Origin of the sequence: Aliarcobacter faecis (assembly GCF_013201705.1) — a bacterium.
GTDB classification, from domain to species: domain Bacteria; phylum Campylobacterota; class Campylobacteria; order Campylobacterales; family Arcobacteraceae; genus Aliarcobacter; species Aliarcobacter faecis.
The window spans coordinates 36,139-53,876 of sequence record NZ_CP053838.1; the positions used below are offsets into that span (position 1 = coordinate 36,139).

The following is a 17,738-nucleotide window of genomic DNA, read 5'->3' on the forward strand; positions in this document are numbered from 1 at the left end:
TTTATCTATTCAGTGCTAGGTTTTGTTGTATTTAAATATATCGCTTTGCATACTCATATAAAAAATTTGCACTTGTATATGCCGCATATTCTTGAAACCCATCATTCTTATCTTTATCAGCGAAGTCACATACAGACTTTATAACCAAAGGTTCAGGCTTAGGCTTTGTTGCATGTTTTGAAGCATATATAAGCCCATAAGCCTCCATTTCTATCCCAAGAAGTTTTCTAGATTGTAATTTTATTGCACTAGTAATGTTTTCATTTGCTATTACTGCCGCACCTGATGCAACTGGCCCAGTATGGACAGACAGAACATTTTTGATTTTACTGTATTTCCAATCTTCTCTTAATTTATTTAGAAATTGTGTATCATTTGATAGCTCTTTGATTTTTAAAATTATATCTCCATCAATTGTTTCTTGTTTTGGATCAATTTCAAAAAGATCTTTACCATCGTCATTGATTTTTAATTTACCAGAACCAGAATCCCAACTAGGATTAAAAACAAGAATATCACCTAATTCTACTTCACCTTTAATTCCAGCTGCTATTCCTGTCATGGTTAGATATCTTGGTCGAAACATTTCGATTGTTTGAGTGGCTAATACTGCAGTCGGTACCATTCCCATTTTATCAATGGATATAGCAATTACTTTTAATTTTTTTTGTTCAAACTCAAAAAAAGTTTCATAAAAAGACAATGATGTATTATCTTTTTTTACATTAACCCAATTTTCAGATAAGTCCTTAATAGCTTTAAATTCTGGGTTTTCAAGTGCACATATTATAGCAATATCATAATCATACTCATTTGTATCCTGTTCGCAAGAAATAAGATATTCAAGTCTATCTACCAATAATTTTTCCCATTCATTTTTAGATGAATGATAATAAATTATATGTAAAAGATTTTCATGAAAATCTTTTTTAACCCTACTTAATTCCTCTTCACATTCTGTAATACCAATAATCTCTTTTGGTTGGTGATATCTTCTATCATTTTGAAATTCTTTTAAAAAGTCTAAACCAGCCATAGATTGAATTTCCTGACTATCAGCTCTATTGGGCAATCGCATATCCAATAATAGAACATCAAACATTGTACTTCTGAGTATTTTTTTTGCATCAATTATATTAGTACATACTGTGAAATCACTTCGAACAGCGACATTAGCATTTATTAAAACTGTTATAATTTTTTCTTTTTTTAATTCATTATCTTCAATAAATAATATCTTCATTTTTTATCCCCTTGTATAAAACGAATAGTTTCTATTAAGTCATCTTGCCATTCATTTTTTGTCATATTGTAAAATATTGTTTTTTTATATCCTTGATATCCAATATCTTCTAACTGCTTAGTTAAATCATATAGGTTGATTTTTTCAGTATCTTCTCCAAAGTTTTCAAATTGTGTAATAATAATTACTGGAGTAAGTATATTTCTTCGCTTCATTTGCAACATAATTTCTTTCCCTGCAAAATGTCTAGGTCTTCCACCTTTTTCTTGTGAGGATATATCAAATGTAAGCATACTCATATCAAGTAAGATAAAGTCATACTTTGGTTTTAGGGCTTCAATCAAACCTGATTTATATGCTGTTTTTATTTCTACAGACAAGTCAAAATATTCTTGTAAAATATTTTGTAAATGTTCAGATTTATAGTTGTCATCTTCAATTATTAAACATTGCATAATTATTCCTTCCTCTTGCCAAAGTGTATTTCAACAATAAATTTGTCACCCTGATAATAAAAGTCAATGAATCTATTACCCATAACCATATCATAGGTTAATATTTTTACAATTTTATAAAAACCTGTACCACCCTCAGTTCCTACACTTTGTCCATACATTTTATTTCGTATATTATCTCTGATTTCTTCTATTTTTTGAGTATTCAACTTAATATTTAAATTTTCTTTTATTTGATTAGTGACATAAAGTCTATATTCATATTGTTTTTCATCCGATTTATCTAATAACAAATTGATTTTCTCACATTCACTATCGCTGTGTTTTATTGCATTGTCAAACAATATATACAAAATATCAACAAACCCTTTTAGAAATAATCCTTTAAATTTATCTTTGATCTTAATATCAGCATTTAATTTTATAAAATTATTAGCATGAACATTTTTAATAACTTCTTTTGTAATACTTACTGGCAATGTAAATTCAAAGTCAGCTATACTAGATATTGTCTGTCTAGTGAACCATTGTTTTAATGTTTCTAAGTTTCTTTGTAGTATCGTAGATTCATGTCTTATAACATCACGAATCTCAGATAAATTATTTTTATTTTGAATAGTTTCAATTTTTAGATTTAATTCTTTAAATATATGTTGAATTTTTGGAATAAGCTCATTCAATATTATATATCTAATATTCTCTAGATTTATTTCTGTATGACGCCATAAAACTTCTAATAATATATTTTCAAACTCTTCAAAGGATGGTTCTTCATCTAATTGATTGTATATCGCTATAGAAATTTCCTCTGTTAAGTCATATCTAAATAATCCATTTTTTGTATTCTCCTTATCAGTAACGATTTGAATATATTGATCTTTAAAACCATTAATAGATTTTTCAATATCATTGGAAAATGTAGCTAAAATTTCCATTATTTTAGCATCAATTTGGAAATTTATTTGCCAATAAGCATTATCTTGTTTTATAAATAAATTAGATTTGATTAATGAACTTGTTAAAAAGTTATATAATTTTCCATGTCTAATATTTGTACTTATAAAACCATTTAACCCATATTCATTGCTAAAAACAAAGTATTCTTTAACATCACTTAGAGCATTTTGTAATAAGGGAATAATGTCATTTTTAGGATATGGTATATTAACTCCAAATGTATTATTTATTAAAACCTTATTATTTAAATCTCTTTTTAAAGTAGTAGAATTTTTTACCAAATCAATATACCTTAAATAGTATTCAGCTAAATTAGATTGTAGTTTAGATTTAATACCTTCTTCGTTTACATATATTTTATTCTGCTCAATTACTTGTATATATTTTGATATTAAAGACTGCTCTGTTATATTCTTGATTTCTTTTAATAAGATATGGCTGGAACTTACTTTTTGTTCTACTAAAAATTGACAAATATTAATCCTTTCAGACTCCACTTCTTCAGTATTTTCAAAATATATTGATGAATCCAATATTTGACTCTTACAGTTGAACTGGAGAAAAAAATCTAATTTATTTTTATCGAATCTTTCATAGTTATTAATAAGTTCACTCGGCTTTGTATAGCCATTTTCCTCTAAAAAAATCTCATATCGAATCATTTTTTGAGAATCAAATTTATTCGAGATATATTTACTATACAGCTCATACAAAATAGATGTTTCAATATCTTTGTCAAAGTCAGTGGAATGGTATTGTTCTATATATTCTATTATCTCTTGTAAAGGTAAATTATAGATGAGAGACTTGTTAAATAAATATCCCTCCACAATAGCTTTTATACAGTTTTGAATTTCTTTATATTTAAAGTATAAATATGATAATTCAACGATTGCATAATATTTATCTAAAATATTTCCATTTTTAATAATGTCTTTGTAAATTTCTATCTGCTGTTCTTTAGGAATTGTTTCAGGGTTTATTTTTATATTATATTTTTGTAGTCGAAATGATGGAATTTTTTCATCAATATTAAAGTTTTCTTTATTTAATAATTGATACGTAATAGATTCTTGATAAGTTTTTTGCATATCAGTTATCAATATTCGATATCTAGCATCATCAATTATTGATTGTTCTCGGACATCATATAAAAATGTATGTAAGCCTCCTGTTTTAAGACTTGAATCTGCTACAGGTATATTGTAAAATGGAATATTTTTATATATAAATTGAGTTATCACAGTTGATATTGATAACGAAGAAAGTTCTAGTGCTATCTTTAAGAGCTTATTAATAGAGTTTATTAAATTTTTATCTTTTAGAATGATACTCTTGTAATATTCATATATATTAAATATGATAGAATTGTTATCAATTGATACTTCTATTAAATTGTCATCTGTCGCACATCTTATCTCTGATTTGATTAATATTTCAATAAGGTTGATATTGAATGTTAAATAATTTTCAAGTTCTTTTAAACACAAATCATAAGACTCTTTGTAATATCCCATTGTATATAAATCTAGTATTCTGATATATTTGCTATTGTCTATATCTATATCATTATAATTTAATTTTGTACTTTTTATTAATAATGGTTTTAATTCAATATCTTTGATATTATTATCTAGTTTGATTAGATATTTATTTAAAAAGTCAACGGGTAGACTGTAATAATTATTATTAGAGCAAATTGAAAATAAAGTTTTTTTCAAACTAATATATTTATCAATAGTAGGACTTTCTCTTTCAAAATATAAGAAATATACAAGATTTTCAGGGTCAGCATTTAATGAATTGGCTTTAAACTCAAAATAAGTTTTTATATTTGGATAATCTCTCCACATTTTTTTAAAGTTTTTATCATATTGTTCATATGATAATTCATTTTCAAGTTTTTGACTAAAGTGATATACTAATAAAGCAGAAGCATTTGGTAACTCTTTTCTAATTGTTTCTGCGTACTCTTTTTGTTCCCTCAATCCATTCATTTTAGATAATAATAAAAGCTTATTTTCTATATACCAATGTGACAAACCTAACTCATATTTTATTTCATTTAATATATTTGAAGCTTCTTCATACTTAGCATAAAGTAATAAATTATTGAATTGTTCTGATTTTGATATAAATAAATTTATTTTTTCAGAATGATATATAACATTAAGATAAGTCCACCATACTTCTTGTTCTAAAGTTCCTTGAGAAACCATTGCTTCAGTTTCAATATCTTTATAATCAATAGGAAATGTTGAACCTAAAATATTATTTTTTATTAAGGGGTTAGAGATAAGTTTAGAAAAATTATTTTCAACTAAGCGCATTGCTGCATCTTTTTTTAAATAATTCGTAATCCAAATTGGATTTTTCAATCGTGCAATTTTTAAGAAAAAATCTTTTTGTTCAGAATTTAGTTTTGATTTCTTTTTTTTGCTCAATTAATTTCCTTTTCTTTAATACAACTATTTAATAATCATACATTATATACAAGATAGCCTAAAAATAAATAAATAAATAATATATATAAATGATATTTTTCTAACATTAATTTTTGAGAATTAATTAAGTTAGTAACATACTCTTCATTGTCAATCTCTATTAAGTGTGTCTTTAATCTTTGTTCTAAAAAAATTCTCATTTCAGGTGACAGTTCATTTATTTTATTAATCAGATTAGTTTTAGTCATGGTAAATTCTTATATGTATATTACTTATTGTAATTTGTTCTTTCAAATATTTAATCATTTAGTATTTCTCACTTTTATCATCTTCTAATTCAGCATAATCAGCTGTAAAATGAAGATTGTCAATCCAATCTTGGATAGTAGTAAATTTCAAAAAATCATTTCTATCATATTTTAGTTTATTGATAACATCAATAGCAAACTGCTCATAATGTTTTAAAGCAAATTCATCATTCTTATAATCAGCAAGTATTGCTAGTGCAGCTTGTCTTGGACCAGCACCATTGTATCCCCAAAGAACACCCATTGAAATATTTTTTAAATCTATTCTTGAGTCTATCACTTTATTCTCTTTAAATATATGATGTCTAGAATCTTCAGATCCTTTTTTATTAAATTCTAAAAAATATCCATTTTTTGGTTTTTCTTTTTTTAAATTAAAAATAAAAGAGAATAAATTTATTGATGGTAATTCCATTGTTTTCCTTTTTTTCAAATTTGATTTTATAGCAGAATCACTTAACATCAAGAAGCATAATTAAAAAACTCTAATTTTTTCAGAATAAGGTCTATCTCTAGAGCCATTATTTATTGTTTGGAGTGGTAATATAAAAATTTAAAAGTATCTAAGTTAAAATGACAAGTTCAACAACCTGTACCTTTTGTAGTATCTTCAAAATTTAACCCTTTATAAAACGGTCTTTTTATTACTAAAATTCAAGATAAAATTAGAATTAGTGATCTGTTAGATAACCCTGTTTATGTGTTATTAAATTTATATATTCTTTTTATAAATTAATTTGAAGATATAAAAATCTAAATACTCTCAAAAAAGTCTTTAATATTCACCTCTAATACATCAGCAATTTTGATTAATTGTTCAATGTTGAAATGTTTATTTTGTAGGCATAATTCACAGTTAGAAATAACTCCAACTGATTTATGTCCTATTGCCATAGCAAGATTAAGTTGGCTTATACCTTTTTCTTCTCTAATTCTTTTTACATTTTTACCTATAGTTTTATAAATCTTTTGAATATCATCTTTGGAGAATTCGCTGTTTTTAATCAATATAAATACCTATTTTTTCATAATATGTTATCACACTTACTTTTTAAAAGTATTAACAATTTATAAAAAATTGTTAAATAATCCAACCATGTTCTTTTAAATGCTCTACTCTCATTTTATGAAACTTACTTAATACTTCATGAAACTCAATTGGTTCTTTTGATACTTTCAAATATGTACCCTCACCTATTTTTGTTTTTTGAATTTTTCTATAAAAAGGAATTGATCCTAAAGATTTAATCTCTTCTATATAACTAGGTAACTCCCTTTCATATAATTCTGCAATTGTATGAGCTTCTTTTTTAAATTCTTTAAAATTTACTTTTAATCTTTCGCATAATGGTTTAAAATCATTTGGTCTAATATTTGATTGTTTTCCATTTATAGTTAAATGTGAATCATAACCTTTTGATGTATCATAGAATCCTGTACACGCTACATCATATAAAGGAGCAAAAAAAACTAACTCTCTGTCATATATCAATGATAAATTTTTTGTATGCATATCTTCATGTTGAATAATTACAGAATAAACATAATGTTTCAAAAGCTCCATTCTTTCGTAAGGATTTATTATCTCTTTTGCTATTCTTTCAAAAAGTTTTTCGCTAGTTGTATCATACTTGTTATCACTTCTTAATCCCAAAAAAACTGCGAATGTAGATTTAGCATATCTATACAATCCAAGTCTATCAAATCTTTTTACAATATAGTGGTACTCTTCATCATTTTCATTTTTTACAATTGCACTATATGGAACTCTAAAACCTAATGTATTTTTAGCAAATGACATAAACAAATGTTCATTTAAAGATATATGAGGAAAATAGTTTTCATTATCTTTATTTGCTTTTGGCTTACTATATGGTTTTAGTATATATGCGTGTGCAGAATCATCTAGCACTATCTTTTTATTATCTGTATCTATATTAACCAATTTTTTATACTGAAATCCAGATATACCGTGAGCTTTTTTTATTTCTAATTTTGAGATATCATAACCATCAGGAAATAGTATCTCATCTTCAATATCCACTACTAAATCTTTTAAAACATTAATTTTTGGATTAGAACCTAAAATTTCATTTAAAGATGATAAATAAGGTGGATTTGAGCTTTTATTCTTTACTATTTCTCTTGTTTTAGTAAAAGACAAATCACCTATGTTATCTTCCAACATTGTTAATATTTGGAATTCATCAGCCACTCTTGAAGTTGTTTCTAATATTTCTCTATTAATCCCTTCTGGTATATTTTCTTCAAACACTGCAGGGATATTATTAAAATCAAATGGTAATATTTGTAAGTCTAGGCTAGGAATAGGCTTCGATTTGTTTATCAAAAATTCATTATCGTAATAAAACCTATATCTATCACTTAATTTAAATAAAATACCTGCAATTTCATTATCTTTAACAACATAAATAAATTCAAATCTTCTGTAGTTTGAGATAACATCATTAATTGCATACTCAGTTGTAGATGCACTACCTTGAGTTATTACTCTATTACACTCTATTAGCTCTTTTAAAATACTTTGTAATGTTCTTGGACTAGGTTTATATTTATCTAATTTATTAATTAAAAATTTTAAGCTAACAAATTTATTTTCCATATGTAATTCTTCAAGAATAGCTGTAATTATTGGTTTTAACTTCATATTTTTCCTTTAAGCATATTGCGAATATGTTTTATATTATTTTAAGATTATACATTTATTTTAGAAAAAAAACAATATTGTATTAATTTATTCTTAATAAGTTTCGTAATATGCTTAAATGATTTTCTATCTGATTATTTTTATAAATTATTGTATTAATTGACTTAATTCGCTAATTAACTTTGAATCTAAGCAGAAACTAAATCTTAAATCAATCAACTATGAGTATTGATTGTCAATACACTTCCTTGTGTAAATTGGTAATCTCTATATCCAGATACTCTAGCTAGAAAATCACCAAAAGAAATAGGTGCTTTAATAGCTGTATCATAAATACCTTCAAAAAAATCATTAACATGTTCAATCGCAGTTTTTTTATCAATTTGTGACATCAATTATTCCTTGTATTATTTACTGTTCTTTTTAGAGATATTACTAACATTATTATAAACTCAACTAAGCTCAATACAATAAACGTATATATCCAAACCTCTGCTCCTAATTTTAAATTAAAAATATTTTCAAGAAAATCCCAAAATATTGGTACAGTTATAATAAAAACCAAAAAAGAAGCTCCACTCCAAGTATAGAAGGAACCAAAAAATGAAATACTTTTATATGTTTTATATTTTAAATTACAATTTGGGCATTTTATATTTACTCCAGTTTTTAATAAATAAATATTCCATATACTTTGTAATTTTCTAATTTTTGTTCCACACACTTCACATTCTTTAGTTAATAAACTCATATTAAACTCCTGTTTATGCTACATTCTTAAATATTTTATTATTTTTATAATCTATATTATTTATAGATATTAAAGAAGCAAAAAGTTCTGATACAGCTTGTGAACCATAATATCCAAGTGTATAGCTTACTGTGAAATCAACTAAGCCTCCAATAAATGTTCCATCCATTCCTAAAATATCTGATAGAGTATCATTTTTAGCAAAGAATGATGAAAGAGCAAAGGATACCACTGCTCCTTGAAGTGTATTTTTGAAATCTGCTCCTATATCATCAAATGCTCCACTACCATTCCCATTTTTACTATCCCAAAATATATATTCACCTACATTTTGCCCTACTACTGTTGTTGAAGTTGAAATAGCAATTTTCTCTATATTAGGAAAATCATTATTCCCAATAATAACACTTCCTATACTTCCACCTATAGATGTACCTAATTGAGTCGATAAAGCATTACCTTCTTGAGTTTCTAAAACAATTACTTTTTGTATCTCATTCGGTGCATTTTTAAAACTATTTTCATCTTGAATATATTTAAGTAAATTATCATTTCCTTTTTTTTCTAAAATACTTTTAAATTCTGAAATAGCTTTTGGAGAATTGGATACCCATTTTATAACTTCACCAAAATCTTGACTTCCATTATTAAAATCTTTTACAGCATTAACTGCTTTTTGATTATTATATTCTATCTCTAACTTTCTAATTAGTTCTGGATTATTTTCTATTAATTTTTTATAAAACTCAGCTTTTTTCTCTGTTATATAAACAATAGAATTTTCAGAATCTTTAAATACAACACTTTTTATATCTGGCTCTAAGTTATTTATACCTTTTACATCAAGATTGCTTATAAAAGGTCTTTCTTCCAAAGTATTAATCATATTATCCATAGAGTGTGCAGCTAAAGGACCAGATGTATTACCAAGAGTTATATGATTAGTTGTAATTATACCTCCACCAATTCCTGTAACAGGGTCATTTGCATCAGATATTGAAATAAGATTTGGTAAAAATTTATCACTAGAAATACCTGGTGAATTAAAAACTACTCCTGCTATATTTTCGGAGTTTATTGGAGGATTATCCATTACTTGTTGAACTAGGTATCCACCTAAAGAGTGCCCAGTAATAGTAACATTAATATTATTTGAATTAACTCCTAAATTTTCAGTAACATTATTAAAAGCTCTACTTAAAAAATCTTTAGCATTATCTGTTTGACCAATAGCAAGATTGAGTCCTATTCCTAAATCAGCTTTTAAATCTTTTATACTAGTAAAATCTGTACCAGCATAAGCTACAACTAACTCATTTGTTTTAGAATTAAAATAAGCAGAACCTTGAAAGCCATTTGAACCATCATACTTTACATCCAGTTTTTTAAAGTCTATACTAGGTAGATTTAATTTAGATTCAACTTCATAAGCATCATTTGCAAAATTTGCAATATCAATAATTTTTGCCATAATTTACTCTCCTTGTACTATATCAAATAGATGTAATTCATTAGGCATGATTGTATAAAAAGCAACTCTTTTAAAATCTCTACTTACTGCAAATTTCTTTGCTCCATTAAACTCTTGAACTATTTTCATATCTTTTTTATCAAAAATATGATATTTTGAATAATCTCTCCACATTATATACCTATCGTTTAAGTTATAAATACCCTCAGTTAAATAACATTTTCCTCCACTCTCCCCACAATCAGAAAAAATCTTTTTTTCATTTGTAACTAGATTTAGAATACTTAAATGCTTTTTAGAATACAAAGTATTTCCAATTTCAGTGAAATCTGTACTATATGTAAAAATTAAATTATCTTTGTCTATAAATGCTCTTCCAGTCATCCATAAGGTAGTATCAAAATTATGAATGACTCTATTGTTTTTTAAATCATATACTGAATATTGACTATTTTTAAACTTTTCATTATTATCACGAAAGTCTTTTTTAAAAAGTATATATTGTCCATCTTCACTTACAACTTCTATTCTAAATTCTGTATCTAATTTATCATCTAAAGTAATAAGCTTTTTTGGTTTAAAACTATTTTTATCATATATAGCAATACCTTTACTAGTTTTATTTTGCTTTTTATTGCCAGAATAAAAATAAGTTGTATTAATTGGTGAATTAAGAGATACATCGCAATAAGATTCTATTTCATTATTATTTAACTCTTTAGGTATAAGTTCATCACAATTGTAGCTATAGTAAGGAGATAGTTGCCCTGTCTCTAAATCTAAAATGGTAAATTTATCTTTTATAAGTTCTGTTACAAGTCTATCTTCACATTTTTTTTCAAAAGTAGTTTTTTCAGGTGTCTCATAAACTGTAATATTTTTTTGACATATATTTTTAAGAACTTTTTCATAAATCTTCATTAAATAAAGTTTTTTACCATCATCTGAATATTTAATAAACTCTACATCATAAGTATCTTTAGTTTTGTCAAGTTTTATATCTTTTTTTAACTTTCCATTTTTTAAATCTATAACCATAAAATGGTCAGTTCGATATGACCCATATTCTATTTTATCTATTGATACTATAGTTAATTCATCTTTATTTGTTGGAGAGAATTGGATATTACCTATATATCCTTTTGTAGGTAAATTAATAGTTTTGTCATAAACTAATACTTGTTTTTCTGAATATGTTTCTTTAATGTCATATTTTGATAACTTTGTAGCACTACACCCACAAAAAACAGATACTATTAAAAGTGATAAAAATACTTTAATATAAGGTTTCATTTTATATTTTCCTTACCTAAGATATTATATTGAACTTTATTATTTAAAAAATTATAATAATTTATTAAATTTGCAAAACATTTGATTATTTTTAAATTTTGTAGTTTATTTATAAAAATCATATTAGCTAGATAGCAAAAGGTACTTAATACCTCTGTAAGTTTAAATTTAGTAAAAATCCCCATTTTTATCTTATTCCCTTGTATAAATATTATTCTTATCCCAAAATATATACTCACCTACATTTTGTCCTACAACTGTTGTTGAAGTTGAAATAGCTATCTTCTCTATATTTGAAAAATCATTATTCCCAATAACAACACTTCCTATAGTAGAAGCATAATCTAAATTTTTACAAAGATAATCAAATGCTGCTAATTCTTCTTTAGACAAACCTATTATTAACTCTTCAAATTGTGTATCAGTTGACATTTTATACTCCTTACTTACTCTTTATTTAAAATTTTAAGAACTTGTGATACTTCTTCTTTTAAACTATCACAATTGCTTAATGATTTCACTAAATTTTTTAACCATGAAGTTTGATTAAATATATATGATAATAAAGGTTTATCATATTCTATTTTTAAATTTATACGAAAATTTTCAATCTCTCTTATATTTTTAAATAATTCTTTATATTTTAGATTTTGACAATCTACTTTCAAAGTTTGATACTTATCTATATTTAATAAATATGATAATATCCTTATCTCAAAATATTTATTATCAATTAGTCGTTTATCATCATTATTTATTAAATAATGTTTATACAAATTATAAACACTGTTTATATCATCTAAATATTTTTTTTCTAATATTAAATTAGATTTTTTCTCTATCAAATAATCATATGTAAATCTATTAACTAAATCTAAATATTCCGTAAGAAGCATATTCATCATTCTTAACTTATTATCTCTTATAAGAGGTGCATCATATTCAAAATCAAGTGTTCCTAATCTTGTAATTTTATTTAAGATATCTTCATAATATTTTGTATAGTCTTCTTCTGTTTTAAAGTCTTTATCATAGCGAAGAGAGTTATCATTATTTGATGTCATAGCCCCTATTCCATATATTTTTCTATAAAGTAGCATATACCAAAATACATCTTCTGCAGAAGTTTCTGGAAGCAATGATTTTCCTTTTTCATAATCTTTATTCATTTTATATAACAATGGTTTCATCAAAAAACTATCATAATTCACAAAATTATGTAATCTTTCAATATAAGATGCTACTCCCATAGCATCCATAAAATGTTCTGTTGCTTCTGGATTTGAAGATAATTGTGGTTGAAACATTTCTTTTATTATTTTTGTTTGAATTTCATATTGAAAAATAGCTAATGAACCTAAAACAAGAGTTACTAATATAAAAATTCTTAATTTTAAATTTTTTATTTGAAATATTTTTCTAACTAACTGTTTAACCATTTTGCTTATAACCTTACTTCTTTTAGTTCCAAATATAAAATATTTTTTAAAGAATTATCATAATTTATTGAATTTGCAAAATATTTGATGATTTTTAAATTTTGTAGTTTATTTATAGAAATTATATTAGCCATATAACTAAAAATAGTTAGTATACTGATAAGTTTAAATTTAGTAAAAATCCCCATTTTTATATTATTCCCTTGTATAAATATTATTTTTATGCCTTGTGAAAATTCTATCACTAAATTGTCACATTTTTGTTACAGTTTTATATTATTTACTACTTAACTCTTTTTTAAATTAAAATTACTTTTTATCATATATTTTTTAATACTTTATTCTATATATTTATCTTTCAAAGATTTTTCATTTATCTCATTTTTTATATATGAATATGTTACAGATAGACAACTAATAACTAAAACTGTAATAAATACATTTAAAAATACATATAAAATTGAAAGATGAGCAGATACAACTCAAGTTAAAAATCCTATAATTAAACCATAAACCAATGCAATTAAAATAGCTATAATTGTTGGAAAGATAGTAACCATAAATAAAGATAAGAGTTTATAATTTTTTGTAAAAGCCAAAGCATCTAAAATACTCATCTTTTCATCTATTGCAGTAGCTGGAAGAACCATAGAAAATCTACTAAAAGCTATCATTGTTAATAAAGCAGATAAAAAGTAAGAAATAACTCCTACTAAAAATTTATTTTGAGTAAACTGCTCTGTTACTATACTTATTAAAAGAAAAATAGCAATTAAAATCCCAAAAATCAATCCAGTTAAAAGTCCAATCCACACTGATTTTAGGAAAAATTTGAGTAATGTTTGTGTTGGCATAATTGCCTCTAAAGATGAAATATCATCTTTTATTAAAATAATTCTATGAACAGAAACTGCCATAACAATATTTAAAATTATAGATAATATAATAAAAGAAATGAATATAAATTTATTATCTTCAAAATTGATTTTTTCTCCGTTACTTAAAAAACTACTAGGAAGAAATATATCTATACCAACTAAAACTAAAGTAGGAATAAGTAGAGCTTTAAATAGAGCATTTTTATTATCAATTATAGATTTTAAGGCTTCATTCATTAATTTACCATACATATTATCAACCTTTTTTTATTAATTTTTAATTTTTTATTGCTAATATCTGGCTTTCATTATTTAATAGCTCATTAAACTTTTGTAAAAACTTAGCAAAATTTAGTCTTATAGCTCCAGTATATGAAGTGTTTAGTCGAATGTTAGCATCGTAAGCTGTCAAAACAACAGTATCATCTTCTGCATAAGCTGTCTTTTCTAAACTATCATATTTAAGATGTGTATTATTTTGTTCCCCAATATAAGGTACTCCAGTAAAAACTTGTATCATAGCTGCTCCCATTATTTTCCCAAAAGTAGCAGTATCTTCCGCTACATAAGTTGAAACTATATTTATAGGTTTTATGACTTGATTAGTATCAGAAACATTATATGTTGCATTTATTGTTGTTGATATACCTTCTTTTTTAAGTTCTCTTTTAAAATCCATATCTATATCTATTTTATAAAACTTTTGATTTAAAGGATTGTTTATATAAAACTTATTTATATTAGTTAATAAATGAGTTTTAATCTCTTCTTCATCAATCAAAACAAAATACATATATTTATTATTTAAAGCATCTCCAGTTAATTTTACATTTGATACTTGTATATTTATATCTTTTTGTTTAATGTCTTGAACTGTTTCTTTATGTAAAGAAAAATTCTTTGGTGGTAATTTACCAGAACATCCGCTAAATAAATATATTGTAGTTAATGCAACAACAATTATTTTAACTATTTTAATCATCTATGTTTTCCCCTTGTGTTTTTTATGAAACTAATTATTAGTTACTTAAAAAACTATATCAAAAAGATGTCACATTTTCGTCACATTTATTGATTTTATAAAATTATTTAATATCTATTTCTTTAGAGGAAATTTCATACTATTTTCTAAATCTTCAATTAAAACTTTAAAAAACTTATTAATATCCCTTTTTTCATCTTTATAAAAAGTTTTAAAAGAGTTTGAATTAGAGTAACTATCTAAAACAAATAAGTTTTGATAAATAAGATTTCTATCTTCAAATAAAGAAGCTTGTAGATAAATAATATTATTAGTACAGTTATACTCTTTTATAGTTATAGTTAATTTTTTTGTTGCTTGATTGTTATTGACTATTATATTTTTATCTTCAAATAGTTGTATTAGATTTGGTAGTTTATTTTTAATCTTATTAAAATAGATTTTATTTAAAGATTTACAACTTTCATTAGAGATTAAAGGTTCACTAAATGTAAACACTGGTGACATTCCTATTCCATTTCCCCAATTTACATAGTGTACATTTGTTCTTTGTGCATTTATGATTTTAGTATCAGTTTGTTCAATAACAACAGATAACTCATTTAAAGTTTTATAACTCTCTTTTTGTGATGTATTATCTATTTTATATTTATGATAACAACCAGTTAAAAGAGAAGTTATAAATAAAAAAAATATTTTTATTATAAAATTATTCATTTTATGTTTTCCCATTGTGTAGCGTAGTTATATAGTAAACATATAAAACTAACGAAACAATTGTATCGAGAATTAGTCACATTTTTGTTACAATTTATCTATATCTTAATCTTTTCATTCTATCGTTGTATTACTTATTATTTCAATATTTATTTAGTAAATAAACTAAAAATATATTGATAAATTATAATTTATATCATTTAAGGCATAATTAGAAAATACAAATAAAACAGACAAATAGAGGAATATTGAAAAAAACACTACTGATTTTTATGCTATTTTTATCCTATTTAAGTGCCACTAATATTGATATTGATAAATCTTCAAATATAGATATTTTAAGCTCTTCAGAGATATTTATTGACTATTCAAAAAAATTAACAATTGATAAAATAATAGAAAATAAAGTTAGTTTTTCAAAAATAGACTCCTCAACTAAAAAATTTGGTTATTCACCAGATTTTAAAGTATGGATTAAATTTACACTTCACAATATAGAAAATGAAGCTATTTTAAAAATAATAGAGTTTGATAATCCTTTAGTAACAAATATTAACTTTTATGAAAACAATAATTTAAAAGAGAGCGAAGGATTACTAAATAAAAGTATAGAAAGAAAATCTGTAAACCCAGTTTTTCATATAAAATTAGAAAAAGATGAGACAAAAACTTACTATATTGAAGCTTCATCAAAAAAAACCTCTTTATCTTTAAAATTAAATCTTTATTCTTATGAAGCTTTTTACAAACAAGAGATAATTCAACAAATAATTCTAAGCCTCTTTTTTGGTGGAATGATAGTATTAGCACTATATAATTTATCAATATATTTTATGATAAAAGATATTAGTTATTTTTATTATGTTGGATATATTATCACTTTAGTATTCCATCATTTGCTTTATGTTGGATTTGCAAATTTATATCTATTTGACTCAGCTTTTATGGAATATGTTGTTAGATATGCAGCAATTTTTATAGCACTTCCAGTTTTATTTTTAGCACTTTTTTCAAAATCATTTCTTCAAATAAATCAATATCCAAAAATTAATTTCATATTAAATATATTAATTGCGCTATTAGTTTCATCTGTTATATTGTTTATATTTACAAACTACCTTGAACCATATAGAAATGTTATATCTATATTGGTTATGCTGTATCTATTTTTTATAACTTTTTATGCTTTTTTAAAGAGAAATGAACAAGCAAAATTAATATTATTTGGTTGGACAGCAATACTTTTTGCTGGTTCTTTAATGTATTTATCAAGCTCTGGAATAATAGAAGATGATTTATCATCTTATTATATTATTGAAATAGCTTTTATATTAGAAGCTTTAGTATTCTCTATTGCTTTAGCAAATAGAATAAAAAGATTACAAGATGAAAAAGAAAAAATGCAGCTAAGTTTGATTACTGAACAAAAAGAGAATGAAGCTAGATTAAATAAAATAGTTAGTAATAAAACAAATAACTTAATAATAGCACTCGAAGAAAAAGAGATTTTACTAAAAGAGCTAAACCATAGAGTAAAAAATAATATGCAAACTATAATATCTTTAATTAGATTGCAAAATGACGAAATTAATGATTCTAAAATAAATATACTTTTAACAACAATTCAAAATAGAATTAGTGCAATGAGTCATTTACATGAGCTTCTTTATCAAAAAGATACTATTACCTTTGTTGATGCTAATGAATATTTTGAGAAGATAATATCTGAAATAAAACAAAGCTTTGAGCATGATATTGATGTTGTATATGATATAAATTGTAATTTAAGCTCTGAATCAGCTATTTACTGTGGATTAATATTAAATGAGTTATTAACAAATAGTTTTAAACATGCTTTTGATGAAAATAAATCAGGCATTGTAAATATATCTTTTTTTGGTAAAAACAAAGAATATAAACTTGTTTATAGTGATAATGGAAAAGGATATAATCCAAATATTAAAAAAAGTTCTTTAGGGCTTACTTTAATTGAAACTCTAGCAAAAAAACAACTTAAAGCAGAAATGAATATTAGTACCAATGAAGGTGTAAAAGTAAAATTAAGATGGAAAGAGTAGCTTTTGTGACAAAAATGTGATTAAATTATTATATGATAATATTTAAAATTAAAA

The 17,738-nt window shown here is 24.1% G+C and carries 16 protein-coding genes; 1 reads left to right on the plus strand and 15 read right to left on the minus strand.

Translation table 11 applies throughout. The annotated features are described in order from the left end of the window. Positions 1-31: 31 nt before the first annotated feature. The 15 genes from AFAEC_RS11685 to AFAEC_RS11755 all read right to left on the minus strand — a co-directional run bounded on the left by AFAEC_RS11685 (position 32) and on the right by AFAEC_RS11755 (position 15,606). On the minus strand, positions 32-1,243 hold the full coding sequence (locus tag AFAEC_RS11685) for a phosphorylase family protein (RefSeq protein ID WP_026806314.1): 1,212 nt from the start codon (positions 1,241-1,243) through the stop codon (positions 32-34). Further along, positions 1,240-1,698, minus strand: a complete 459-nt coding sequence (locus tag AFAEC_RS11690; protein ID WP_026806315.1) for a response regulator transcription factor — start codon at positions 1,696-1,698, stop codon at positions 1,240-1,242. Before AFAEC_RS11690 ends, AFAEC_RS11685 begins: the two co-directional genes overlap by 4 nt. Positions 1,699-1,700: 2 nt before the next feature. Next, positions 1,701-5,099, minus strand: coding sequence for a hypothetical protein (locus tag AFAEC_RS11695; RefSeq protein WP_026806316.1), 3,399 nt, complete (start codon positions 5,097-5,099; stop codon positions 1,701-1,703). Between the two features lie 306 nt (positions 5,100-5,405). Next, positions 5,406-5,822 (minus strand): DUF6166 domain-containing protein, encoded by a 417-nt coding sequence (locus AFAEC_RS11700; RefSeq protein ID WP_051489036.1) that lies wholly within the window; start codon positions 5,820-5,822, stop codon positions 5,406-5,408. A gap of 338 nt (positions 5,823-6,160) precedes the next feature. Further along, positions 6,161-6,415: a helix-turn-helix domain-containing protein gene (locus tag AFAEC_RS11705; RefSeq protein WP_225442421.1), complete on the minus strand. Its 255-nt coding sequence runs from the start codon at positions 6,413-6,415 to the stop codon at positions 6,161-6,163. Positions 6,416-6,488: 73 nt separating this feature from the next. Continuing rightward, complete coding sequence (locus AFAEC_RS11710) at positions 6,489-8,075, minus strand: type II toxin-antitoxin system HipA family toxin (RefSeq protein WP_026806319.1); 1,587 nt, start codon at positions 8,073-8,075, stop codon at positions 6,489-6,491. A 215-nt stretch (positions 8,076-8,290) separates the two neighbouring features. Next, the gene (locus AFAEC_RS11715) at positions 8,291-8,467 is read right to left on the minus strand and encodes a hypothetical protein (RefSeq protein WP_154656345.1); all 177 of its coding nucleotides are present in this window, start codon (positions 8,465-8,467) and stop codon (positions 8,291-8,293) included. Next, positions 8,467-8,826 (minus strand): hypothetical protein, encoded by a 360-nt coding sequence (locus AFAEC_RS11720; RefSeq protein WP_026806320.1) that lies wholly within the window; start codon positions 8,824-8,826, stop codon positions 8,467-8,469. The genes AFAEC_RS11715 and AFAEC_RS11720 overlap by 1 nt, the downstream gene beginning before the upstream one ends. Before the next feature lie 13 nt (positions 8,827-8,839). Further along, positions 8,840-10,297 (minus strand): alpha/beta hydrolase family protein, encoded by a 1,458-nt coding sequence (locus AFAEC_RS11725; RefSeq protein ID WP_026806321.1) that lies wholly within the window; start codon positions 10,295-10,297, stop codon positions 8,840-8,842. Between the two features lie 3 nt (positions 10,298-10,300). Next, positions 10,301-11,590 carry a hypothetical protein gene (locus AFAEC_RS11730; RefSeq protein WP_026806322.1) on the minus strand — a complete coding sequence of 430 codons (1,290 nt, stop codon included), beginning with the start codon at positions 11,588-11,590 and terminating at the stop codon, positions 10,301-10,303. A 192-nt stretch (positions 11,591-11,782) separates the two neighbouring features. Beyond that, complete coding sequence (locus AFAEC_RS11735; protein WP_026806324.1) at positions 11,783-12,022, minus strand: hypothetical protein; 240 nt, start codon at positions 12,020-12,022, stop codon at positions 11,783-11,785. Positions 12,023-12,036: 14 nt separating this feature from the next. Beyond that, the gene (locus tag AFAEC_RS11740) at positions 12,037-13,029 is read right to left on the minus strand and encodes a hypothetical protein (protein ID WP_026806325.1); all 993 of its coding nucleotides are present in this window, start codon (positions 13,027-13,029) and stop codon (positions 12,037-12,039) included. Between the two features lie 482 nt (positions 13,030-13,511). Continuing rightward, positions 13,512-14,159: a hypothetical protein gene (locus AFAEC_RS11745; RefSeq protein ID WP_225442422.1), complete on the minus strand. Its 648-nt coding sequence runs from the start codon at positions 14,157-14,159 to the stop codon at positions 13,512-13,514. Between the two features lie 25 nt (positions 14,160-14,184). Continuing rightward, positions 14,185-14,889, minus strand: coding sequence for a hypothetical protein (locus AFAEC_RS11750; protein WP_026806327.1), 705 nt, complete (start codon positions 14,887-14,889; stop codon positions 14,185-14,187). A gap of 114 nt (positions 14,890-15,003) precedes the next feature. Further along, entirely contained in the window at positions 15,004-15,606 is a 603-nt protein-coding gene (locus tag AFAEC_RS11755; RefSeq protein WP_026806328.1) for a hypothetical protein, read from the minus strand. 248 nt (positions 15,607-15,854) lie between these two features. On the opposite strand from AFAEC_RS11755, the gene AFAEC_RS11760 reads away from it, so the two are divergent. Beyond that, the gene (locus tag AFAEC_RS11760; RefSeq protein ID WP_148294540.1) at positions 15,855-17,684 is read left to right on the plus strand and encodes a 7TM diverse intracellular signaling domain-containing protein; all 1,830 of its coding nucleotides are present in this window, start codon (positions 15,855-15,857) and stop codon (positions 17,682-17,684) included. Positions 17,685-17,738: the final 54 nt, after the last annotated feature.

Coding starts and splice junctions, on each gene's coding strand:
- AFAEC_RS11685 (WP_026806314.1), bottom strand. CDS start 1,243: ATGAAGATATTATTTATTGAAGATAATGAATTAAAAAAAGAAAAAATT.
- AFAEC_RS11690 (WP_026806315.1), bottom strand. CDS start 1,698: ATGCAATGTTTAATAATTGAAGATGACAACTATAAATCTGAACATTTA.
- AFAEC_RS11700 (WP_051489036.1), bottom strand. CDS start 5,822: ATGGAATTACCATCAATAAATTTATTCTCTTTTATTTTTAATTTAAAA.
- AFAEC_RS11710 (WP_026806319.1), bottom strand. CDS start 8,075: ATGAAGTTAAAACCAATAATTACAGCTATTCTTGAAGAATTACATATG.
- AFAEC_RS11715 (WP_154656345.1), bottom strand. CDS start 8,467: ATGTCACAAATTGATAAAAAAACTGCGATTGAACATGTTAATGATTTT.
- AFAEC_RS11720 (WP_026806320.1), bottom strand. CDS start 8,826: ATGAGTTTATTAACTAAAGAATGTGAAGTGTGTGGAACAAAAATTAGA.
- AFAEC_RS11725 (WP_026806321.1), bottom strand. CDS start 10,297: ATGGCAAAAATTATTGATATTGCAAATTTTGCAAATGATGCTTATGAA.
- AFAEC_RS11730 (WP_026806322.1), bottom strand. CDS start 11,590: ATGAAACCTTATATTAAAGTATTTTTATCACTTTTAATAGTATCTGTT.
- AFAEC_RS11735 (WP_026806324.1), bottom strand. CDS start 12,022: ATGTCAACTGATACACAATTTGAAGAGTTAATAATAGGTTTGTCTAAA.
- AFAEC_RS11740 (WP_026806325.1), bottom strand. CDS start 13,029: ATGGTTAAACAGTTAGTTAGAAAAATATTTCAAATAAAAAATTTAAAA.
- AFAEC_RS11745 (WP_225442422.1), bottom strand. CDS start 14,159: ATGTATGGTAAATTAATGAATGAAGCCTTAAAATCTATAATTGATAAT.
- AFAEC_RS11750 (WP_026806327.1), bottom strand. CDS start 14,889: ATGATTAAAATAGTTAAAATAATTGTTGTTGCATTAACTACAATATAT.
- AFAEC_RS11755 (WP_026806328.1), bottom strand. CDS start 15,606: ATGAATAATTTTATAATAAAAATATTTTTTTTATTTATAACTTCTCTT.